The organism is Arthrobacter jinronghuae (assembly GCF_025244825.1).
GTDB lineage: Bacteria > Actinomycetota > Actinomycetes > Actinomycetales > Micrococcaceae > Arthrobacter_B > Arthrobacter_B jinronghuae.
Genome location: NZ_CP104263.1, coordinates 423,535 through 445,364 on the forward strand (window position 1 = coordinate 423,535; position 21,830 = coordinate 445,364).

Genomic DNA, 21,830 nt, shown 5'->3' on the forward strand with positions numbered 1-21,830 from the left:
TTTTCCCGAAATACCGGCAAACCCCGCAAAAGAAAATTTGGAAAACCGGGAATACATTACGTCGGGTTTTCGCGGTGAGCTTATCCGCTTTGTCCTGCCCGGTATCAGGGCAAGGATGAGGGGATGACTACATCACCGGTACTGACTTTCAATGACGGCAACACCATCCCCCAGCTCGGCTACGGCGTGTGGCAGGTTGAGGACGAGGTTGCCGAAAAGGTAGTGGGACAGGCGTTCGAGGTTGGCTACCGCCACATCGACACGGCCAAGATCTACGGCAACGAAGCCGGCGTCGGCCGTGCCATCGCCGCCACTTCCGTCCCCCGCGAGGACATGTTCATCACCACGAAGGTGTGGAACGCGGACCAGGGCTACGAAGAAACCCTCAAGGCCTTCGACGCCTCCATGGAGCGCCTCGGCCTGGAAACCCTGGACCTGTACCTGATCCACTGGCTGCAGCCGAAGCAGAACAAGTACGTGGACACCTGGAAGGCGTTGGTTGAGCTGCAGAAGCAGGGCCGCGTGAAGTCCATCGGCGTCTGCAACTTCACCAAGGACGCACTGCAGGAAATCATCGACGCCACCGGCGTCGTCCCGGTCCTGAACCAGGTGGAAACCCACCCGTACCTGAACCAGGCGGACCTGCGTGCCTTCGAGGCAGAGCACAACATCCTGCACGAGTCCTGGTCCCCGCTGGGCTCCGGCAAGGGCCTGCTCGAGGATCCCAAGCTCGTTGAGATCGCTGGGAAGTACGACGGCGCCACCCCGGCCCAGGTTGTCATTGCCTGGCACCTGGCCCTGGGCAGCATTGTGATCCCCAAGTCCGTCACGGAATCCCGCATCCGGGAAAACTGGGAAGCGCTGAACCTCAAGCTGAGTGACGAAGACATCGAGGCCATCAACGCACTCGACAACGGCACCCGCTACGGTGCGGATCCGGCCACAGCCGACTTCGCCTAAGCCTCCGGGTTAAGTACAAAAGGCGCACGTTCCGCGGAACGTGCGCCTTTTGTGTTGGAGGCCTACGCGGCGACCGGCTCCAGCGGGGCGCGGACCGGCCAGTCCTGGCCTTCAAGGATCACCTGGGCGCAGCTGCCCGTGGACAGGTTGACCACAATCGGCGCCAGCAGGTTCACGGTGGTCCCGTCAGCCGTCGGATTGGCCACCACGAGCACGGCAGCGTCCTCGGGAGTCACCAGCTCCAGCTGATGACGCTGTTCGTCGGTGATTTCCGGGTGGTAATCCGGAAGATAGACGGAAGCGTCCAGCACGTAGAGGCGCCTGCTGCCGCCGTCGGCGCTGCCGGCCGCGGTCATGGCGAACAGGCCGGCGGCACCTTCGATCTCTTGGAGGTCGAAGTGCACCTCCGGAGCGAGCCCCGGAGGAGGAGTCAGGAACGTCAGGCCGGTGCTCATCGCAGGAAGTCCATGAGGGTCGGCTGAAGTGCCTTGGCCGTCACGGCGAGGGCCGACTGGTAGGCGACTTCCTGCAGCTTCATGTCCAGGATGACCTTCGCCGTGTCCAGGTCCTCGATCCCGGAGCGGCGGGTTTCCAGACTGATGGACTTTTCGGCCAGGTTGTCCTTGGCGTTGAGTGTGGCAGCGTGCCGGACACCCAACGCGGAGTGTTCCATCAGGACGGTGTTGGCCGCCGCGTCAACCTTCGGCAGGTAGCCGCTGACATCGTTGTTCGCTTCAAGGTCTGCCACGAGGTTGTCCATCATCCGAAAGACCGAGTTGTCTCCCTTGCCGAAAACGGCTTCACCGTCCGTGTCCACGCGCATCTGGGTGCCGCTGTCCAGTCGGCGGGTGGTGGGGGTTCCGCTGCCGCTGTAGGCGTAGGCACCGTCCGCTTCGCTGAACGCCTTGCCGGTGTCCGAGGTGCCTGCGAACACCGTGCGGCCAAGGTGGGTGGTGTTGGCCTCGCGCAGCAGGTTCGTCTTCAAGCCGGAGAGTTCGGTGGCGATGGCCTTGCGGTCGGTCGGCGAAAGCGTGCCGTTGGCAGCATTGAGCGTGAGGTCCTTCACCCGCCGCAGGATGTCAGTGGTGTTGGTCAGCGCATTGTCGGTGACGGTTAGCCAGCCCTCGGCGTCGCTCACATTGGATGTGTACTGCACGTTGGCCCGGATTTCCGACCTTACCTTCAGTGCATTGGCGGTCCCCGCGGGGTCGTCGGATGGGCGGGCGATGGCAGCGGAGGAGGCGACCTGCTCCTGCAGCTTGGCCATCCGCGACATGCTGGCCTGCAGGTTCTGCTGGGCCGTGCGGGCCATGGTCTGGTTCGTGGTGCGGCTGATCAAGGGGTTACCTTCCAACAATTCCGGTGCGGTTAATGAGGGTGTCGAGCATTTCGTCAATGGCGCTCATGACGCGGGAGGCACCCTGGTAGGCGTGCTGATACATCAGCAGATTCACGTTTTCTTCATCCAGGTCCACCGAGGCGTTGGAAAGCTGAAGATCCAGCGCGGAGGAGGACGCGACGTCGGCCAGCGTGGCCTGCTGCAGTTCGGCGCGGCTCTGCGACGCGGTGGCCGTGACGAAGGCGCTCCAGACCTTGTCCGCGGACCCGGCCTTGGAACCCAGCTGGGCAATCTGGTCGGCGATACCGCCGTCAAGTGTTCCCGAACCCGGTCGGCCCGAGGCAATGCCGGAGGCATCGGTCGGCAAGGTCGCCAGCGTGGTTGCGGCAGGGGTGCCCACGCTGAAGAAATCACCGCCGGTTTTGCCGGCTGTGGTTGCGCCTTGACGGTGCAGATCGTTGACGCTGGAAGCCAGTGAGGCGGCAACCTCGTTGTAGGAAGCTGCGGCCTGCGCGAAGACGCCGCCGTTGCCGGCCGCAGCGAGGAGCGACGCGGCGCCGGCAATTTCGCCCTTGCCGATGCCTGCCGAGCCGGGCCGGTCCGTCCAGCCCACCACGGGCTCCTGCGCATCGTCCATGGTCTTTCCGCCGGTGACCTGGAGGGAACGGGCATTCGTGCCGGACACCAGTGCATTCCCGTCGATGAGGACGTCCACCATGCCGTCGGAGGATTCCCGCACCGTGGCGCCGCTAAGCGCTGCGATGGTGGTGGCCAGCGCGTTGCGCTGGTCAACGAGCTCGTTCGCCGACGCACCGGAGGCGAGCGTGGAGCGGATGGCACCGTTAAGGCTGGCGAGCTGCTTTGCGCTGGAATTCAGCTCAGTGACCATGTCATTGAGCCCGCTGCGGGTGCTGTTCCACTGGTCCCGAACCGCGTTGTAGCCGTTGGCGATCTGCCCTGCGGCACTGCTGGCCGCGCTGAGCAGCACGGCAGCGGCAGTGTTGTCCGAGGGATTGTGGGAAATTCCGTCCCAGGCCGCGGAGAAGTTCTGCAGTGCCGTGGAGAGCCCGTTCTTACCCGGCTCCTTGAACCCGTCCTCCAGCTCGATCAGCGCGTTGGCGCGGACGGCGGAATACCCGGCGACGGCTGCGGTGCTGCGTACCCGGGTGTCCAGCTGCTGGCTGCCCAGCCGGGCAATGGAATCCACCGATACGCCCTGGCCTACCCCGGTAGGGGCGGCGAAGCGGCCGGCGGGGGCAAGGGAAGGAACCGCGGAAGTATTCAGGCGCTGCCGCGTGTAGCCGGCCACGTTCGCGTTGGCCACGTTCTGGCCGACGACATCCAGGCCCTTGCGGGCGGCGGTGAGGCCCGTGTACGCCGTGTTCAGACCGCTGAAGGTGCTCATTCTCTGGAGTCCTTAAACCTTAAATGCTCTGGTCAACCAGCCGGGCGGCTGAGGTGGGGGCGGCCGAGGTGCCGGACGCCGTGTAGGTATTCGCTTCCGGGCTTAGCCCTGCCAACGTTTCCTGGGCCGAGCGTGCCGCAGTACGCAGGAACTGTTCGTTGATATCGCGCAGCTCGCGGATCTTTACGGTCAGCTCGGTCATGGCCTGCAGATGCGCGCTGAAGATTTCCGTCCACGGACCGGGAGGAGCTGCGGCCACCAGTTCACGCAGCGTGGCGTTTTCGGAGGTGCCCCATTCGACGGCGAGTCCGGCAACGGCAACAGCCCGGCCGAGGTCGGCTCCGCGGAGGCGCTCGAGGACCTGTTCAACCTCGCGCGTGGCGTGCGTCAGCCATTTGGTTTTTCCGGAGGTGAGCAGCAGTTGTTCTTCTTCGAGCTTGAACACAAGAAGTTCCAACAACTCGCGCTCTTCCCATAGAAGGGCCGAGAGTTTCTGGGTACCCATGCTTTGCTCACCTCCTAGGTGGTGCACTGAATGTCTCTAAAGCGGAATAAGACGTCTGATTTCAGGCCCCAACCTGCGGCAAAAGTCTTTGGTTCGGCGTCCGCATTCCAATACGTCCGCCACAAATCACTATCGGCCGGTTCATCTTCAATGTAAGTGGTATGTTTCAGCTAAAGCGCTTCAGCGTGGATTCACCAGCGGACTCAGCCGCTGATCACGAAGCAGGCGCGCAACTGGTCGCAGTATTGGGGGACAGTTGGGGAACAAGGGCTTGGGGGTCCAAATTGAATCGCGCCGAACGTAATGCAATGGTTGTGGAAAATCTGCCATTGGTTGGTTATCTCGTATCCGAAGTCTGCGCCAAGGCCACGCACCTGTCGCGTGACGACCTGGCCTCGGCTGGATCCATTGCCCTTATAACGTCTGCCGACTCCTTTGATCCGGAGCTGGGTGTTCCCTTCGGAGCTTATGCCCGCCGCCGCATCGTCGGCGCCTTTGCGGATGAAATGCGTTCCAACGACTGGGCCACGCGCTCGGCCCGCCGCCGGATCAAGGAAACCCTTTCGGTCAAGGAAACCCTCACCGGCGCCCTGGGCCGCACACCCAATGTGGATGAGATTGCCTCCGCCCTGGGTGTGGACCGCACGGTGGCCCAAGATGCACTGTCGGATGCTTCCCGCACGGTGTCCAGCCTGGACGAATCCGTGACGGATTTCCTGATCGCAGACATGCCGTCGCCCGAGGGGTCCCTCCTGGCCTCCGAACGCCTGAAGTACCTGCAGGCCGCCGTCGCGGCCCTGCCGGAAAAGATGCGGTATGTAGTGGAAGAGATTTACTTCCACGACCGCACGGTCAAGGAACTAGCCGAAGAGCTCGGCAGCACCCACTCGGCAGTGTCCCAGCAGCGGGCCGAAGCCGTCCGCCTCCTCCGTGACGGCCTGGGCACGCATTACTCCGATACCAGTGCAGCCCCGGAACTGGTGTCCCGGATTGCCCCGGCCCGCCGCAACGCCTACCTCACCTCTGTGGGGGACCGCACCGCCGGCGGCATCACCCGGCACCATCTCGCCCCGGCCCTTCCCGGCGCGCAGGCCTTTGTTCCCGGGCTGATGGGTGTTCCGGGCCGTCCGGCGACTTTTAATCCGGCGGCGTCCTAGGGGTTCTGTGCCGGGACTAAAACTTTCTCAAATTACTTTTTGAAACTCCTAACACCCCTTGGTACTCCGCCGATAACTAGTGGTGTAGGCCCATGGATGGGCCTGCGAACACAGCCCACTCACGGAGGAATACATCATGGGTTTCACAATCAACACCAACACCGCGGCAACCAACGCCTACCGCAACCTGAACATGAACCAGAATGCACAGGCCAAGTCCCTGGAGAAGCTTTCCAGCGGCCTGCGCATCAACCGTGCTGCCGATGACGCAGCCGGCCTGGCCATCTCGGAAGGCCTGAAGAACCAGGTCAGCGGCATGACTGTTGCCGCCCGCAACGCCCAGGACGGCATCAGCGTTATCCAGACCGCTGAAGGTGCCCTGACCGAGGTTCACTCCATCCTGAACCGCGTCCGTGATCTGGCTGTCCAGGCCGGTAACGATTCCAACAACGCGGACTCCCGTGCAGCGATCTCCACTGAGGTCAAGGCGCTGGGTGAAGAGTTGACCCGCATCGGCAACTCGACGAACTTCAACGGTATCGACCTGTTGAATTCGAAGGCTCCTGCGGCTGGCGGCGATGCAGTGCCCACGAAGCTGACCTTCCAGATCGGTGCCGGCGGGGTGGCGGGCAACGATCAGATCGATGTGAACCTGGTTGACGTTGCGGCAATCGGCAAGGCTGTAACAGATCTTGCCGGCACCCCTGCCGAAGGTGAAACTGCCGCAACCGGTGGCTTCGTCAGCGCCGCCAAGGCACTGGAAACCATCGCGGCTCTCGATGAGGACATCAAGACCATCTCCACCGCACGCTCGGAGCTGGGTGCTTCCCAGAACCGGCTGGAATCGGTCACGAAGTCCCTGAATGTTTCCATCGAGAACCTCTCCGCTGCCAAGTCCCGCATCACCGATACGGACATGGCTGTGGAAATGGCAAGCTTCACCCGCTCGCAGATCCTGTCCCAGGCCGGCACCGCAATGCTGGCCCAGGCCAACCAGATGAACAGCGGCGTGATGCAGCTCCTGCAGTAGTAAATAAGCACCACCAGTAACACCGGCAGGTAAATGGCCGCTGGCGGCGGAGGCAGATGACTTGGACCTCACAGCCTCCGCCGTCAGCCCAGTACCTGCCGTTCCCATGTCCGGGCCCGGCCCGATCAGCGCAGCACAAAAGCAGAAGGAGCAGGCATGGCAGGCATAGACGGCATCACCACCGGTACCGACACCACGGCCATGATTGCCCAGCTGATGGCGGTGGAAGCCCGCCCGCAGGCAATGCTGAAGCAAAAAGTCAGCTCCAGCCAGACCTTCGTCACCGCCCTGCAGAACCTCAATGCCAAGATCGCCTCCCTGGCGGAGACCGCCGGCAAGGTCGCCAAGCCCGCCGGAACCGATCTCTACTCTGCGACCGCATCCTCGGACAAAGTCACCGTCGTGACTAAACCGGGTGCCGCCGCAGGTGCCCTGGACATCCGCGTGGACCGGCTCGCCACTGCCCAGGTGTCCCTCTCCGGAGCCATGGCGGCGTGGCCGAACGGCGACGCCCTGTCCATCTCGGCGGACGGCACCATTACCGAATTCGACACCGCGGGCAAGAGCCTGGACGAGGTGATCAACACGGTCAATAAGGCCAACCTCGGCATCACTGCCGTGAAGATCGCTGCCGGCAGCGTCGACGGCGTAGCGCAGTACCGTATGCAGTTCACCGCCACGGCCACGGGCAGCGAGGGTGCGTTCAGCATCTCGCACAACGGCACTGACCTTGGCAATATCCGGCCCGCCCAGGATGCGCAGGTCACCCTGTGGGCCGGGGTTGCCGGTGCGGAAACTCTCATCACGTCCGCCACCAACACCTTCGCGGATCTGCTCCCCGGGGTCGATGTCTCGGTCAAGGAAGTCTCCGCCGCCCCGGTTACCGTCAGCGTGAACCGTGACGAAAAGGCCGTCACCGATGTCGCCGCGAAGCTCGTGGCCGGCCTGGTGGACGTCTTCAGCTACATCAACCGAAACTCCGCGGTCAGCGTGTCCACCGCCGACGGCACCACCAAGGCCACCGGCGGCCAGTTCACCGGAGACTCGGGGGTGCGGGCGCTCAAGGACACGATCATGCGCGCCGCCACGTCCCCGGTGGACGGACGGTCGCCGTCGGAAATCGGCATCATCATCACCAAGGACGGCACGGTGGAGTTCAACGCCGACAAGTTCGCCGCCGCCCTGAAGGCCGACCCGGAAAAAACCCAGGCCGCCCTGCAGACCATCGCCTCCCGGGTAGAGACCGCCGGCAAGGACATCTCGGACAAGTACGAGGGCAGCATCACCCTGCGGATCAAGGGCCAGGAGAGCGAAGTCCGGTCCCTGAACACGCAGATTGCGGACTGGGACCGCCGGCTGTCATCCCGGCAGGCCACGCTGTCCCGGACCTGGTCCACCCTGGAAGTCACGCTCGGCAAGCTCAACAGCCAAATGGACTGGCTCACCTCCCAGCTGGATTCCTTCTCCGCCTCCTCGAGTAAGAAGTGAACGTGAACTACTCAATGGCCGCCAAACGGGCCGAATACGCCCGCAACGCGGTAATGTCGGCCTCCCCGGCCCGCCTGCTGACCATGCTTTATGACCGCCTCCTGCTGGACCTGACCCGTGCGGAAACCGCGCAGCAGCAGGCAGACTGGGCCGTGGCATCCGAGAACCTGATCCACGCTCAGGCCATCATCACCGAGCTGCTGGGCACCCTGAAGACAGACGTGTGGGACGGCGCGGAGAATCTGCAAGCGATCTACGCCTACTCGCTCTCCACCCTGGTGAGTGCCAACGTGGGCCGGAACGCGCAGCAGACCCGCGAATGCATCGACCTGCTGGAGCCGCTCCGGGTGGCCTGGCATGAAGCGGCGGGCCAGCTCCCTGCCGCCGGCGCAACGCCTGCCGCTGCCGGTATACCCGGAGGGGTACTCGGTGTCGGCTGAATCGGCAGAGCCCTACCGCAGCGACGAAGAGCTGGCCAATATTGTGCTCTGGGAAACTGTCCTCACGCAGCTCGAAGACAACCTGGAGTCCTTCCTGGAAGGACAGTCCCTGACGCAACAGGCTCGCGACGTGGCGGCCGACTGGGAACCGCCGGCGGAACTCGGCCCGCTCCCCGCGGAGCTCCTTACCCGTGCCCGGCTGCTGGCCAAGGCGCAGACCCGGGCATACGCCCAGCTGCGCAGCGAGTCGCGGACCAACCGGAAGCAGTCCCTGCTGATTCGCAGTGTCCCTGGCCCGGCGGCGTCGGCCGTTTATCTCGAAGTTGATGGCTAAAAGCAGCTTAATCGGAAGACTGCTTACTTTTTCCATACCGCATACTTGCGGAAAACCAAAAAATTACGTGATTACAGCTTACGTACTCGTTAATTCGGCCGATAACTATTAATGAGCACGGATAGCTCATGAAAGAGGCCACGGATCGGCCGCACTGTCCCTTTAGCGAGAACTGGGTTTCACTGTGTTCGATTCCGTCTCCTCCATTGCGCTGCAAAGCGCCCTGGACGGTCTTGCCCTCCGTCAGCGGACCATCGCAAACAATATTGCGAATGTGAATACCCCCGGCTACCAGGCCCAGCGCGTTTCTTTCGAAGACGCCCTCGCTAAGTCGGTGAAAGCCGGCAACGGAGCAGTCGCCGCCACCACCTCGCGTTCACTTGAACCCACCCGCCTGGACGGCAGCAACGTCAACCTGGACACCGAAACACTGTCCAATATCGACACTGTGCTGCGCTACCAGTTCGCCACCCAAGCCGTTGGCGGAGAAGCCAATTCCCTCCGCACGGCATTGAGGACCAACTAATGACTTTCGATGCCATCGGCATTGCCGCAACCGGACTCACCACGCACCGCAAGTGGCTGGATGCAGTTTCCGACAACCTGGCCAACGCCAACAATGTCTCCAGCACCGACGGTGCTGCTTTCCAGGCCCGCTACGTCGTAGCCCAGGAAGGCCGGGAAGGCACCGGAGTCCACGTCACAGGCGTGGAGTACGGCGACGCCGAGGGCCGGATGGTCTACCAGCCGGACCACGCCCTGGCCGATGCCGAAGGCTACGTCCGTTACCCGGACATTGACCTGTCGGAACAGATGGGCAACCTGATCCTTGCCCAGCGCGGCTACGAAGCAAATGCCGCCGTGGTTGACCGTGCCAAGAGCACATACGAAGCAGCACTGCAGATTGGACGCTCCTAATGCCCGTTCCCGCCATCGCTGCAGTCAGCAGCACCACGCCGACGGGGTACATGGAAGCCGTAAAGCCTGCCGTCTCCACTGACGGTTCCTCCTTTGCCACGCAGCTCACCGGAGCCGTGGACAACGTCACTGAACTGCAGGCCACGTCCAAGACACTCGCCGTGCAGGCCGTGACCGGCGACCTGGATGACATCCATGCAGCCACCATCGCGTCCACCCGGGCCTCCGTCACCCTCGAACTTGTCGCCGGAGTGCGGAACAAGGGCGTTGACGCGTTCAACGAGATCATGCGGATGCAGGCCTGATGCCCGGACCCATGAGCGCAATGACCGGCCGGCTGGGCAAGACGGTAGGCCAGTTCACCCTGGCACAGAAGACCATCGCCATTATCGGTATCGCCGTGGTGGCCCTCGGCATTGCACTGCTTGCTTCCTGGCTGACCAAGCCGGCCTACACCCCGCTGTTCTCCGGCCTCGAAGCCACGGACGCCAACAGCATCGTGGAACAGCTCAAGACAGACGGCGTTCCCTACGAGGTTGCCAACGGCGGCGGCACCATCATGGTGCCGGAGGAGCACGTGTACGACCAGCGGCTCAAGGCCGCCGGTGCCGGCCTGCCGTCCGAATCCAGCGGCGGCTACTCGCTGCTGGACGAAATGGGAGTCACCTCCTCGGAATTCCAGCAGTCCGTAACCTACAAGCGGGCCTTGGAAGGCGAGATTGCCAAGACCGTAGGTGCCATCGACGGCGTGAAGAACGCCTCCGTGCAGCTGGCCATCCCCGAAGACACCGTGTTTGTCTCCGAAAAGGCAGATCCCACCGCCTCCGTGTTCGTGGAAACGCAGAACGGGACCACGCTCAGCTCGGACCAGGTCTCCGCCATTGTGCACCTGACCTCAGCCTCGGTTGACGGCATGCAGTCCACCGACGTGGCCGTTATCGATGCCACCGGCACCGTGCTTTCCGCAGTCGGAACCGGCACTACCGGTTCGGCTGACAAGCAGGCCACCGATTACGAGGAACGGGTCACCGCTTCCGTGCAGACCATGCTGGACCGCGTGGTGGGTCCCGGCAACGCCACAGTGGCCGTGGCCGCGGACATGAACTATGAATCCGCCAACCGGGTGGAAGAATCCTTCACCGCCCCGGAGGATACGCCGGCGCTGAACGAAGCCACCAGCACCGAGGAATACACCGGCGGTGCCAACGGCAGCGCCGCAGGCATCCTGGGCCCGGACAACATCGCCGTGCCCAACGGAGGAAGCGACGACGGTGCCTTCCGCTCCGAGACGAGCACCAAGAACAACGCGGTGAACAAGGTGACCGAAACCCGGGACATCCCGGCCGGTTCCCTGAACCGCCAGACGGTCTCGGTGGCACTGAACACCAACGCGGCCGCCGGATTGAACGTGGCAGACCTGGAAGCCCTGGTCGCCACCGCCGCCGGCATCAACGCAGAGCGCGGAGACGAGATCACGGTCGAAATGGTCTCCTTCAACGCGGACGGCGCTACCAGTGCGCAGGACGCCCTGGCCGGCGCGCAGGCAGAAGAAGAAGCCGAACGCCGCGCCCAGATGCTCCAGATGGGAATCATCGTGGCCGGCATCGTCCTGCTGGTCATCCTGGCCCTGGTCGCGTACGCCATGCGCTCCCGCAGGCAGAACCGCGAAGCCATCGACATTGGTGAACTGCCGGAGCTGGATCCACTGGCGCCGGCCGCGGGCCTCACCATGCTGAGCGAACCCGCGCCGCTCGTCTCCACGGACACCGCCTCCATGCAGATTGTTGCTGCTGCCGTGGACCAGGACCGCAAGCGGGCCGAACTTGATGCCCTGGCAGCACAGGACCCGGTACGCACCGCTGACTACCTGCGCAACCTCATGGAGGACACCCGAGCATGACCGACGTTGCCACTGCCCCGGCCGGACTGCCCTTTGCCGCTGCCGCCAACGGGTCCTCCCTCGCCCTGAGCGCCGCCCTGGAGGATCCGGGATCGGACGAGCTGACCGGCACCCAGAAGGCTGCCATCATTTTGATGCAGCTGGAAACCTCCCGGGCCGCGGTGGTTATGCAGCAGTTCACCGAGGCCGAGGCGCAGGCCATCGCGGCCGAGATTGTCCGGCTTCGCCGGGTTGACTCTGCCGTGGCCGAGGACGCCATCAACGAGTTCTACGAAATGACCATTGAGGGCCGCCGCCGCGCCCACGGCGGCCGCGACGTCGCCATGGGACTGCTCGAAGCGTCCTTCGGTGTGGAGCGCGCCTCCGGCGTGATGGAACGCCTTGCCTCATCGATGGCGGGCAAGTCCTTCGAATTCCTCGAAACCGCCGAGCCCAACCAGGTGATTTCACTGTTGGACGGTGAACTGCCGCAGACCATTGCCCTGGTGCTGGCGCATATGCGTCCCCAGCGTGCCTCCGCTGTTCTGACCGGTCTGAATTCAGAGCTGCGCACCGACGTCGCACAGGCCATTGCCACCATGGCCCGCGCCACCCCGGAAGCCGTGCGCGTGGTCGCCGAAACGCTGCGGGCACGTGCCTCGGCGCTGGGCGCCGCCCGCGAGGCAACCGACGCGATCGGCGGCGTGCAGCCCCTGGTGGACATCATCAACCGCTCCGACGCAGTCACCGAACGTGCGCTGCTCGAAGCGCTCGAAGAACGTGATCCGGAGCTGGCCGAAGAAGTCCGCTCCCGGATGCTTACCTTCGGCGACCTGGTCAAGCTCGAACGCCGGGACGTGCAGCTGGTGCTGCGCGGCATCGACGTCGGCACCCTGGCCCTCGCCATGAAGGGCGCCTCCGAGGCGGTGCTGGACGCGATCCGCACCAACGTCTCCGAACGCAACCGCGAACTGCTCGACGACGAAATCAAGGTTTCCGGCCCCGCCCGCCTCTCGCAGGTGGAAGAGGCACGCGCCAACATTGTCCGGGCCATCCGTGAAATGGAAGCCCAGGGCATCATCGAGGTGCACCACGCGGACGAGGAAGAATATGTCTACTGACGAGCAGACGTTCTCCCGCCTGGTCTACACCTCACTCGGCGCCACGGACGAAGCACAGCTCAACGCGCAGGTGGAAGCCCGCGGCCACGCAGCCGGCTACGCCGCCGGCCTTCGGGCCGCCGCGGCGGACACCGACCTGCTGCGCCGCACCCTGCGGGAGCAGTACGACGACGAAATGCGCCGCGGCCAGGAACGCATCAACCGGAGCCTTTCCGCCCTTAACTCCGCTGTCTTCAGCCTCGAAGGCCGCACCGTCGCCCTGATCACCGACGTCCAGGACGCACTGGCCGCTGCAGCAATAGATCTGGCCGAAGCGCTGCTGGGCCGGGAACTCGCTTCCGGCGACACGTCCGGCCGCTCAGCGCTGGCCCGTGCCCTGGAAGGCGTGGACACCGACCTGGTGCAGCGCGTCCGCATGCATCCGGTGGACCTCGCGTCCCTGGATGAAGACACGCTCCGCCGCGCCCGGGTGGAGTTTGTGGGCGACGCCGGCCTGCAGCGGGGCGACGCCGTCACCGAGTTCCCGGACGGCTACCTGGACGCCTCGCTGAGTTCCGCCGTCGAGCGTGCCCGCAGCGCACTGCTGGGGGAGGACTCATGACCACCACCACGTGGCGCCCCCGCGCCGACCGTTTCACGGCAGCCCTGCGCTCCGCCGCACCGCAGCGCATTGGCCGGGTGTCCTCCGTCCTGGGCCTGAGCATTGAAATCGCCGGCCTTGACTGCGGCGTGGGCGAACTGGTGTCCATCGGACACCCCGGATCCGAGGTGGACGCCGAAGTGGTGGCAGCCACCCGTGAGGGCATCCGCTGCATGCCCTTCGGCCGGCTCACCGGCCTGACCGCCGGAACTCCGGCACGCTCCAAGGGCACACCGCTGCTGGTCCCCACCGGCACCGGCCTGTTCGGCCGGGTGCTGGACGGCCTCGGCCGCCCCATCGACGGCAAGGGTCCGCTGCAGGTTGAGGCCTTTGTCCCGCTGGACCACGAAACCCCGTCCGCCATGCTGCGCACCCGCATCAATACCCCGTTGCAGCTCGGCGTCCGTGCAATGGACACCCTCACCACCGTCGGGCGCGGCCAGCGCATGGGCCTGTTCGCCGGCTCCGGCGTCGGCAAGTCCTCGCTGCTGTCCATGATTGCCCGCGGCACCGACGCGGAAGTGTCCGTGATCGCCCTGGTAGGGGAGCGCGGCCGTGAAGTCCGCGAGTTCCTCGAAGACGACCTGGGCGCCGAGGGCCTGGCACGGTCCATCGTGGTGGTCTCGACATCGGACGAACCTGCGCTCATGCGCCTGCGTGCCGCGTTTGTGGCCACCCGGATTGCCGAATCCTTCCGTGACCGCGGTGCCGACGTCATGCTGATGATGGATTCCCTGACCCGTGTGGCCATGGCCCAGCGTGAAATCGGATTGTCAGTTGGCGAACCACCGGCCACCCGCGGCTACCCGCCCTCCACCTTCTCCCTGCTTGCGCAGCTGCTCGAGCGCGCCGGCACCGGCGAACGCGGTTCCGTCACCGGCATGTACACCGTGCTCGTGGACGGCGATGACCACAACGAGCCCATCGCCGACAGCGCGCGATCCATCCTCGACGGACACGTAGTCCTGGACCGTAAGCTGGCCGTCTCCGGCCACTTCCCGTCAATTGACGCACTTGCTTCCATTTCCCGCGTTGCCTCCCGGGTAAACCCGCGCGAACGCAGCGATGCTGCGTCAACGCTGCGCCGGGTCATGGCTGCGCGGAAGGCGGCGCAGGACCTGCTCGACGTCGGCGCCTACCAACGCGGATCCAATCCCCTGGTGGACGCGGCAGTAGACAACCAGGACGCCATCAACGCCTTCCTGCAGCAGCGCATGGACGAACAGACCCCGGCGGAGACCGCTTGGGCGCAGCTGCACACTCTCACCCGGATGCTGGGGGTGTCCTGATGTCCCGGGCCTTCCCCCTGGCCGGCCTGCTTCGACTGCGCCAGCTGCAGCAGGACCGCGCCGCAGGCGAACTCGCTGCGGCCAATGTCCGCATGCGGGAAACACACGAAGCCCGTGCCGAGGCCTACAACGCCCTCGAAACCTCGCAGACCCTCAGCGATGCTGTGGATGCGGCAACCATGAACGCGATTGCGGCCGCCCGTGCCTCCTCGCGCAGCATGCTCGCCGATCTGAACGCGCTGGGCACGCGCCATACCGCGGAAGTGGAGGCGGCCCGCGCCGAATTCTCATCCGCACGTGCCCGCTCCGTGGGCCTGGAAAAGCTTGAAGGTAAGTTCGTCGAGGCCGAAGCCGCCGAGGACCTGCGCGCCGAACAAACCATCCTGGACGAACTCGCCGGCTCCGCCTGGCACCGCCGGCAGAAGGAAGCCCACTAATGAGCATGACGGACGCCCTGGGGCGGATCGACGAAATCCGAAGCACGCTGAGCCAGCTCTCCGGAACAACAGCCGCAAAGGCGGCCGCCGCCACTTCCACGGCCTCGACGGCCGGGTCCGATGCGGAGTTCGCTTCCACCCTGTCCTCGCTGACTTCCGCGGCGTCGGTGGGCACGGACACCGCCGCCTCCGGCGGCACGGCCGCGGACGGCAAGGTGCTCGATGCCGTCCAGAAATACCTTGGCCTGCCCTACGTCTGGGGCGGCAACGATCCGGCGCAGGGACTGGATTGTTCTTCCTTCGTGCAGAACGTCTACAAGGATCTGGGCTACAACCTTCCGCGCGTCACCTGGGACCAGATGAACTCGGGGACCGAGGTCGCTTCCATGGCCGACGCACAGCCCGGGGACCTGCTCTTCAGCCACGACGGCGGACACGTTGCCATTTACCTGGGCAACGGAAAGGCAGTGGACGCGCCGCAGCCGGGCCAGACCATCGCCATCCGCGACGCGTGGGAAACCGATGCCAACCTCACCACCATCCGCCGCATCCTGCCGACGGAATCCGCCGGTGCCGCTGGTAGCGCCGGCGCTGCCAGTGCCGCCGGAATCTCCGACCTGGTGGCTTCCGCCCGCGCTGCGCAGGCGGCCATGATGGGATCGGCAGCATGAGCGTCTCCACCGGCATGCCGCGCACGGCCGCCCCCGCCGCCTCATCCCGGACCGCTGCCCCGGGGTCCGCCCCTGCCGGCGTTGGTGCGGACCAATTCGGGTCCACGTTTGAGGATGCCCTTGCCGCCTCCGACCGAGCTACCTCGAGCAGAGCCGCCTCGAGGCCCGATTCCGGCCCCGACGTCGGAAAAGCTGCTGCCGCGTCGGAGCAAAAGGGACCCGCCGCCGCAACAGCCCCTGCAGACTCTGCCGGCGTGTCCCAGGCCGGCGAGGGCGCCGCGGTTTCCCCGCTGCAGCCTGCACCCGCCTTGCCCGTGTCCGGATCATCGGTGCAGTCGCTGGCTCCCTCTCCGACAACGGCTTTTGGCGGCTTTGCGGGTGCTTCCCTTCCGGCAGCAGTCCCGACCGGTGGCGGAGCCAACGGTTCCGCAGCTGTTGACGGCATTCCTGTCGGGGGAGCCACGTCGTCGAGTGCGACGGGCACGGCCGCCGCAGCCCCCGCCTCCACCCCGGGCAGCTTCGCCGCTGCCGCCGGCACGGCCGTCGTCGTCACCGGGGCAGCAGCTACAGCAGTTCCGCGGAACGCGGCAGGTGCCGGTACCCCGAAGGCTTCCGCCGTCCCCACCTCCGGTGAGGCAAACGCGGTGCCCGGAGAAAGCCGTTTGCCCGGCACCGCAGTCACGGCCGCCCCGGCAGCAGCACCGGCGAACGCCGTCCCCGCAGGCACAGTTCAAGCAAGTCCCGCCGCGCCGGTGGTTGCGGCAACGGGCGGCGCCGCAGCGGCGTCGAACACCTCGATCGGGACACCAGGCAATACAGTGGTTCCCGGCTCCGTGCCGGTATCCGGTGCAGGAACAAATGCGGCGGCATTCGCCGCCGCATTGCCCTCCGCCGGAACCGCCGACACTGCCGGAACCGCCGTACCGGTTTCCACGGGCGCGGCAGAACCCCCGGCCGTTGGGCCGGCTGTGGCACTGTCCCCGCTGCAGCCCCAGGCGGCTGTCTCCGGAGCTACCGTTCTGCCTGCGGCACCGGCGGCCGCACCCGTAGCAACCCCGCTGCTGCCACAGGTGTCCCAGCCGCTGTTTTCCCTGGCAACGGCCCAGCAGGGGGAGCACGTGATGACGCTGAGCATCACCCCGGACAATCTTGGACCGGTCACCGTTCGGGCCCACGTGGGTGCCGACGGCGTGCGGATCGAGCTCTTTGCCCCGTCCGAGGCCGGCCGCGAAGCGCTGCGGACACTCATGACGGACCTGCGCAGGGACCTTGCCGGCTCGGGAATGAACGCGAACCTTTCGCTCTCCGCCCAGGACGCCCCGGGCGCGGGGACTGAACGCCGGGACCGGGGAACGGAACCGGGCCCTGCAACGCAGAACCCGGCCAATCCCGAGCGGATACCGGCGGACCCGGCTCCACGCACTTACCGGCCGGGATTCCCCGCGTCGGCATCAACCATCGACTTCCTGGCCTAGAAGAGGAGACCACCCTGTGCCTATCGAAGCAGTAGTGGCAACCGCCGGCACCAGCACTGCCGCCGCGTCCGACCGCACGCCCAAACAGACCATGGACAGCGAGGTCTTTATGCACCTGCTGGTCACCCAGCTGCGCAACCAGGACCCCAGCTCGCCCATGGACACCAACCAGATGATCTCGCAGACCACCGAGCTGGCATCCATGGAACAGCTCACCTCCATGGCAAAGATGGACGAAGAGAATTTCTCCCTGCAGATGCGTATTGCCGCCGCTGCGCTCATCGGCCAGACCGTCACCTATACCAACGACGACGGCGTGGCCATCACCGGAACCGCCAAATCGGTCTCGTACGCCGCCGGCGTCCCGACCGTCAACATCAACGGCGAGGACGTCCTGCTGGATCGAATCTCCGGCGTCGTCGACGGGGCAGCAGATCAAACCCCCGACGCACCCAAAGCACCCGCAGCAACCGCATAACCCTCCCTCCCGGCACCACCAAAGCTGAAAGGCGCCACCAATGCTTCGCTCCCTTTACTCCGGTATCTCCGGACTCCGCTCGCACCAGACCATGCTCGACGTCACCGGCAACAACATCGCCAACGTCAACACCACGGGCTACAAGGCCACCGCCGTCCAGTTCCAGGACACCCTGTCCCAGCTGACCCAGGGCGCCACCGCGCCCGGCGCCAACAACGGCGGCGGCAACCCGGCACAGGTGGGCCTCGGCGTCCTGGTTTCCGGCATCACCACCAACTTCACGCAGGGTTCCGCGCAGGCCACCGGCCGGGCCGAGGACCTGATAATCAACGGCGAGGGTTACTTCATCACCCGCCAGGGCGCCACCTCCACCTACACCCGCGCCGGCGCGTTCAACGTGGACGGCGAGGGCCGCCTGGTGTCAACAGACGGCGGCATTGTCCAGGGCTGGACTGCCAACGCGGACGGCACCTTGAACACCGGTGGTGCAGTGGGCAACATTGCCCTGCCCGACGGCGCCATCGTCCCGGCAGCGGCTACCAACGCGGCAACCATGACCGGAAACCTGCCCTCGGAGACCCCGGAAGGCGGCACTGTTGTGCGCGACATGGACGTCTACGATGCCAACGGCAACCCCTCAGTGGTTCCCCTGACCTTCACCCGTACCGCAGGCGGCTGGAGCGTTAGCGCGAAGGACGCGGGACCCGTGGACCTTACCTTTTCCGACGGCGCCCAGGCCGACGCCAACGCTGACACCATCACCGTGGACGGCGTGGCCGTGAACCTCGCCGGGCTCTCCAGCTACGCCGGCGTCAGCACGGCCTCCGTCACCAGCAACGGCCGCAGTGCGGGCATACTGGAGTCCTTCTCCATCGGCAAGGACGGCACGGTGATCGGTTCCTTCACCAACGGTGCAAAGCAGGCCCTGGCCCGCATCGCCGTCGCCACCTTCACCAACTCGGCCGGCCTGGAGAAGACCGGCAACTCCAGCTACACCGCTACGGCGAACTCCGGCAATCCCGTCATCGCCGGCCCCGGCGAGGCCGGCGCCGGCGGCATCGGCAGCGGCATGCTTGAAATGTCCAACGTGGACCTGTCCCAGGAATTCACCAACCTGATCGTCGCCCAGCGCGGCTTCCAGGCCAACGCCCGAATCATCACCACCTCGGACGAAGTGCTGCAGGAACTGACCAACCTCAAGCGTTAGCCTCTTCTGCACCGAACGGCCCCGCCTGCAGCAGCTGCCGGCGGGGCCGTTTTGCCGTCCTGCGCCCCCGGAAAGCAACGTCCGGTGCCGCCCGTTCCTAACGACGGGGCCGCAACGGCCGAAAGTAGGGGTGAGGGCCTATCGGAGTCCTGTGGAACCAGCCAGGACAGGGCAATGATTGTTCTTACGCGTCTCAACGATGCTCAGTTCGCGATCAACCCTGATCTGATCGAACGGATCCACTCCAACCCCGACACCACTCTGGTGATGGTCGACGGCGCGAAATACATCGTGACGGAGAGCCTGCAGGAAGTTATTGACCGCATTGCGGCCTACCGGGCGCAGGTGATTTCCATGGCACGCGACATCCCTCCGCGCGTTCCCGGGCGCCCCCTGGGGCTCGTGCCCGACGCTTTCCCGGCAGCCCCGGAGAAAGCTTCCCCCAGCAATGCAGTGCCCCTTCGCCCTAGGAACGACTAATGGATCCAGCAACAATTATCGGCTTAGTCCTCGCCTTCGGGTCGCTTTACGCCATGATCACCCTCGAAGGTGCCCATGTATCCGCGCTCCTGCTGCCGGCGCCGATGATCCTCGTATTCGGTGCCACCATTGCCGTGGGCCTGGCGGGCGGAACCTTCAAGGACTTCATCCTGTCCTTCAAGTCCCTGCCCCGGGCCTTCATGGGCAAGACCCCCCGGCCGCAGGAGACCATTGACCGGGTGGTCCTGCTGGCGGAAAAGGCCCGCAGCGAAGGCCTCCTGTCCCTTGAGCAGGACGCCGCGGAGGTCGAGGACCCGTTCCTGCGCACGGCCCTGCAGAACATCGCCGACGGCACCGACGGCGAGGAACTGCGCATACTGCTCGAAGACGAAATCGCCACCAAGACCGCCACCGACAAGATTGCGGTGAAGTTCTTCAACAGCTTGGGCGGTTACGGTCCCACCATCGGCATCATCGGCACCGTTGTTTCGCTGACCCACGTCCTGGAGAACCTCTCCACCCCGGACCACCTGGGACCCATGATCGCCACTGCCTTTGTGGCCACCCTGTGGGGCCTGCTTTCGGCCAACTTCATCTGGCTGCCCATCAGCACCCGGCTCAAGCGGCTGGCGGAGCTCGAAGCGGATGAAATGAACCTCCTGATGGAAGGTGTCCTGGCCCTGCAGGCCGGCAGCCAGCCGCGCCTGCTCGGGGAACGGCTGCGCGCGATGGTCCCGGCCCACACATTGGGTGGCAAAGCGGACAAGGCAGATAAGGCCGACAAGGCCGACGCCGCAGACAAGGTCCAGGACGCAGCGTGAGCGCCAAGGGCCGGCGTCCGAAACAGCACGAGGAGGACGATCACCCGGACGAACGCTGGATGGCCTCCTACATGGACATGGTCACCGTGCTGATGTGCATGTTCATTGTCCTGTTCGCCATGTCGACTGTGGATGCGAAGAAGTTCGAGCAGCTCAAGGAATCCCTGGCCACCGGTTTCGGCGCCGAGGAGAGCAACACGGTGGACACCGCCGTCGGCATCATCGTGCCGCCGGACAAGGTAGACAGCGAAGAGACCGTTGAGCCCGACGCCGCCCTGGCCGCCAAGGAAGTCGACGATCTCACGGCGCTCCAGGACGCCATTTACGCGGGCCTGCAGGAAAAGGGCCTGGAAGACGCCGTGCGCTTCGAAATGGATGAGCGCGGCCTGACCATCCGGCTGGTCAGCTCGGAAATGTTCTTCGCCCCGGACCTGGCCGACCTCACTGACGCGGCCGTCCAGGTGCTGGACACCGTAGGTCCCGCACTCGCGCCGACCACCTACCAGGTCTCGGTGGAAGGCCACACTGCCCAGGTCCGCCAGTACGCCGACGACGCGTTGGATTGGGAACTGTCCTCGTCCCGTTCGGTGAACGTGCTGCGTTACCTCGTCTCCGGCGGGGGAGTGAAGCAGGACCACATGAAGGCGGTGGGTTACGGCGAGTCCCGCCCCCTGACCCCCGGCAGGGACGCCGCCGAACTCGCCCAGAACCGGCGGGTGGACATAGTGGTCCTGTCCGGACAAAGCGAAGACGTCCGCGCGCTCATCCCCGGGATCGTGGCCGAGCGCGAAGCCGCAGCAGGCACCTAACGGCTTTTCTTACGCAGCCGGTCCAAGTGCCGATAGTGCGGGGTGTGATGGTCCAAGATTCACCTTCCTTAAGCATGCCCGCGAAAACAAAGCCCGTGGAGGTTTACGACTTCAGCAGGCCCACTACGCTGGCCCGTGAGCACGCACGTGTCCTGGAAATGGCCTTCGATACCTTCGCCCGCCAGTGGGGCACGCAGCTTACCGCCAAGGTGCGGGTGCTTTCGCAGGTCACCTCGGAAGACGTGCAGGTGCTGAGCTACGACGAGTACGCCGCGGCGCTGCCGGACAACACCGGCATGGTGCTTTTCAACATCTCCACCACCTCCGCCAAGGCCGTCATCCAGTTCCCCATGGCCGCAGCACTGTCCTGGGTTGGACACATGCTCGGCGGAACCGGCTTCCAGACCGCGCCGGAGCGCAAATTCACGCATATCGAACAGGCACTGCTGGGCAAGATCATGGACGACGCCGTGGAGGACCTGCACTACTCCCTCGGCCACCTGCTCTCGGCCCCGTTGACGCTGTCCTCGGTCCAGTACAACTCGCAGTTCGCCCAGGCAGCGGCCTCCGGCGACCCCATGATCGTGGCCACTTTCGAGATGGTGGTCGGTGAAACCACCGCTCCCGCCACCGTGGCCATCCCGGCCGCCGCCCTGTTGCCGCAGCTGGACCCGCTGGGCGCCCAGACCAGCAATGCCACGCCGGCCGAACTTGTCCAGCTGCAGCTTGCACACGTGCCCGTGAAGGTGTGCCTGCAGCTGGAGCCCATCACGGTGAAGCCCGCCATGGTCTTGAACCTTGCCGTGGGGGACGTCCTGAATCTGGGCCACCCCCGCCACCGCCCGCTGAACGTCACCGTTGACGGACAGACGATGGCACAGGCAGCAGTAGGAGCCAGCGGGTCACGCCTTGCCGGCAGCATCGTCAGTATCGAGGAGAAGTAACCC

General features: G+C 65.3%; 26 protein-coding genes. 22 read left to right on the forward strand and 4 right to left on the reverse strand.

Translation table 11 applies throughout. The features are described 5' to 3' along the window. Positions 1-123: 123 nt before the first annotated feature. The gene (locus N2K98_RS02065) at positions 124-960 is read left to right on the forward strand and encodes an aldo/keto reductase (RefSeq protein ID WP_255866299.1); all 837 of its coding nucleotides are present in this window, start codon (positions 124-126) and stop codon (positions 958-960) included. Between the two features lie 62 nt (positions 961-1,022). Here the strand turns inward: N2K98_RS02065 and N2K98_RS02070 are convergent, their stop codons facing one another. The 4 genes from N2K98_RS02070 to N2K98_RS02085 are packed head-to-tail and all read right to left on the reverse strand — an operon-like array spanning position 1,023 to position 4,209. Then, entirely contained in the window at positions 1,023-1,415 is a 393-nt protein-coding gene (locus N2K98_RS02070; protein WP_255798844.1) for a flagellar assembly protein FliW, read from the reverse strand. Further along, positions 1,412-2,299 carry a flagellar hook-associated protein FlgL gene (gene flgL / locus N2K98_RS02075; protein WP_255866298.1) on the reverse strand — a complete coding sequence of 296 codons (888 nt, stop codon included), beginning with the start codon at positions 2,297-2,299 and terminating at the stop codon, positions 1,412-1,414. The genes N2K98_RS02070 and flgL overlap by 4 nt, the downstream gene beginning before the upstream one ends. A 4-nt stretch (positions 2,300-2,303) precedes the next feature. Beyond that, positions 2,304-3,704: a flagellar hook-associated protein FlgK gene (gene flgK / locus N2K98_RS02080; RefSeq protein WP_255866297.1), complete on the reverse strand. Its 1,401-nt coding sequence runs from the start codon at positions 3,702-3,704 to the stop codon at positions 2,304-2,306. Positions 3,705-3,723: 19 nt separating this feature from the next. Continuing rightward, positions 3,724-4,209: a flagellar protein FlgN gene (locus N2K98_RS02085; protein WP_255798847.1), complete on the reverse strand. Its 486-nt coding sequence runs from the start codon at positions 4,207-4,209 to the stop codon at positions 3,724-3,726. Positions 4,210-4,517: 308 nt separating this feature from the next. Here N2K98_RS02085 and N2K98_RS02090 point away from each other — a divergent pair, with 308 nt between their 5' ends. The 21 genes from N2K98_RS02090 (at position 4,518) to N2K98_RS02190 (ending at position 21,827) form a co-directional block, all read left to right on the forward strand. Then, the gene (locus tag N2K98_RS02090) at positions 4,518-5,366 is read left to right on the forward strand and encodes a sigma-70 family RNA polymerase sigma factor (RefSeq protein ID WP_255866296.1); all 849 of its coding nucleotides are present in this window, start codon (positions 4,518-4,520) and stop codon (positions 5,364-5,366) included. Between the two features lie 136 nt (positions 5,367-5,502). After that, positions 5,503-6,396: a flagellin N-terminal helical domain-containing protein gene (locus tag N2K98_RS02095; protein ID WP_255866295.1), complete on the forward strand. Its 894-nt coding sequence runs from the start codon at positions 5,503-5,505 to the stop codon at positions 6,394-6,396. 156 nt (positions 6,397-6,552) lie between these two features. After that, entirely contained in the window at positions 6,553-7,884 is a 1,332-nt protein-coding gene (fliD, locus tag N2K98_RS02100; RefSeq protein ID WP_255866294.1) for a flagellar filament capping protein FliD, read from the forward strand. Positions 7,885-7,886: 2 nt separating this feature from the next. Beyond that, positions 7,887-8,324: a flagellar export chaperone FliS gene (gene fliS / locus N2K98_RS02105; RefSeq protein ID WP_308219843.1), complete on the forward strand. Its 438-nt coding sequence runs from the start codon at positions 7,887-7,889 to the stop codon at positions 8,322-8,324. Then, on the forward strand, positions 8,314-8,658 hold the full coding sequence (locus N2K98_RS02110) for a hypothetical protein (RefSeq protein WP_255798852.1): 345 nt from the start codon (positions 8,314-8,316) through the stop codon (positions 8,656-8,658). The genes fliS and N2K98_RS02110 overlap by 11 nt, the downstream gene beginning before the upstream one ends. A 184-nt stretch (positions 8,659-8,842) precedes the next feature. Beyond that, positions 8,843-9,184, forward strand: coding sequence for a flagellar basal body rod protein FlgB (locus N2K98_RS02115; RefSeq protein WP_229952922.1), 342 nt, complete (start codon positions 8,843-8,845; stop codon positions 9,182-9,184). Beyond that, positions 9,184-9,576, forward strand: a complete 393-nt coding sequence (flgC, locus tag N2K98_RS02120; RefSeq protein WP_229952921.1) for a flagellar basal body rod protein FlgC — start codon at positions 9,184-9,186, stop codon at positions 9,574-9,576. Before N2K98_RS02115 ends, flgC begins: the two co-directional genes overlap by 1 nt. Before the next feature lie 50 nt (positions 9,577-9,626). After that, complete coding sequence (gene fliE / locus N2K98_RS02125; protein WP_407079890.1) at positions 9,627-9,881, forward strand: flagellar hook-basal body complex protein FliE; 255 nt, start codon at positions 9,627-9,629, stop codon at positions 9,879-9,881. Between the two features lie 11 nt (positions 9,882-9,892). Continuing rightward, positions 9,893-11,476 (forward strand): flagellar basal-body MS-ring/collar protein FliF, encoded by a 1,584-nt coding sequence (gene fliF, locus N2K98_RS02130; protein WP_308219842.1) that lies wholly within the window; start codon positions 9,893-9,895, stop codon positions 11,474-11,476. Beyond that, positions 11,473-12,576 (forward strand): flagellar motor switch protein FliG, encoded by a 1,104-nt coding sequence (gene fliG, locus N2K98_RS02135; protein ID WP_255866290.1) that lies wholly within the window; start codon positions 11,473-11,475, stop codon positions 12,574-12,576. The genes fliF and fliG overlap by 4 nt, the downstream gene beginning before the upstream one ends. Continuing rightward, positions 12,566-13,177, forward strand: a complete 612-nt coding sequence (locus N2K98_RS02140; protein ID WP_255866289.1) for a FliH/SctL family protein — start codon at positions 12,566-12,568, stop codon at positions 13,175-13,177. The genes fliG and N2K98_RS02140 overlap by 11 nt, the downstream gene beginning before the upstream one ends. Beyond that, positions 13,174-14,505 (forward strand): FliI/YscN family ATPase, encoded by a 1,332-nt coding sequence (locus tag N2K98_RS02145; protein WP_255866288.1) that lies wholly within the window; start codon positions 13,174-13,176, stop codon positions 14,503-14,505. The genes N2K98_RS02140 and N2K98_RS02145 overlap by 4 nt, the downstream gene beginning before the upstream one ends. Beyond that, positions 14,505-14,942, forward strand: a complete 438-nt coding sequence (locus N2K98_RS02150) for a flagellar FliJ family protein (RefSeq protein ID WP_255798858.1) — start codon at positions 14,505-14,507, stop codon at positions 14,940-14,942. The genes N2K98_RS02145 and N2K98_RS02150 overlap by 1 nt, the downstream gene beginning before the upstream one ends. Beyond that, on the forward strand, positions 14,942-15,613 hold the full coding sequence (locus N2K98_RS02155; RefSeq protein WP_255866287.1) for a C40 family peptidase: 672 nt from the start codon (positions 14,942-14,944) through the stop codon (positions 15,611-15,613). The genes N2K98_RS02150 and N2K98_RS02155 overlap by 1 nt, the downstream gene beginning before the upstream one ends. Beyond that, the gene (locus tag N2K98_RS02160) at positions 15,610-17,088 is read left to right on the forward strand and encodes a flagellar hook-length control protein FliK (RefSeq protein ID WP_255866286.1); all 1,479 of its coding nucleotides are present in this window, start codon (positions 15,610-15,612) and stop codon (positions 17,086-17,088) included. Before N2K98_RS02155 ends, N2K98_RS02160 begins: the two co-directional genes overlap by 4 nt. A gap of 16 nt (positions 17,089-17,104) precedes the next feature. Continuing rightward, positions 17,105-17,566 (forward strand): flagellar hook capping FlgD N-terminal domain-containing protein, encoded by a 462-nt coding sequence (locus tag N2K98_RS02165; RefSeq protein WP_255866285.1) that lies wholly within the window; start codon positions 17,105-17,107, stop codon positions 17,564-17,566. A gap of 40 nt (positions 17,567-17,606) precedes the next feature. Then, positions 17,607-18,773: a flagellar hook protein FlgE gene (locus N2K98_RS02170; protein ID WP_255866284.1), complete on the forward strand. Its 1,167-nt coding sequence runs from the start codon at positions 17,607-17,609 to the stop codon at positions 18,771-18,773. Between the two features lie 174 nt (positions 18,774-18,947). Next, positions 18,948-19,253 carry a flagellar FlbD family protein gene (locus N2K98_RS02175; RefSeq protein WP_255798863.1) on the forward strand — a complete coding sequence of 102 codons (306 nt, stop codon included), beginning with the start codon at positions 18,948-18,950 and terminating at the stop codon, positions 19,251-19,253. Continuing rightward, a complete protein-coding gene (locus tag N2K98_RS02180; protein ID WP_255866283.1) occupies positions 19,253-20,074 on the forward strand; it encodes a motility protein A in 822 nt (273 codons plus the stop codon). Before N2K98_RS02175 ends, N2K98_RS02180 begins: the two co-directional genes overlap by 1 nt. Then, positions 20,071-20,883 carry an OmpA/MotB family protein gene (locus tag N2K98_RS02185; RefSeq protein ID WP_255798865.1) on the forward strand — a complete coding sequence of 271 codons (813 nt, stop codon included), beginning with the start codon at positions 20,071-20,073 and terminating at the stop codon, positions 20,881-20,883. The genes N2K98_RS02180 and N2K98_RS02185 overlap by 4 nt, the downstream gene beginning before the upstream one ends. Positions 20,884-20,957: 74 nt before the next feature. Continuing rightward, positions 20,958-21,827: a flagellar motor switch protein FliM gene (locus N2K98_RS02190; protein WP_255798866.1), complete on the forward strand. Its 870-nt coding sequence runs from the start codon at positions 20,958-20,960 to the stop codon at positions 21,825-21,827. Positions 21,828-21,830: the final 3 nt, after the last annotated feature.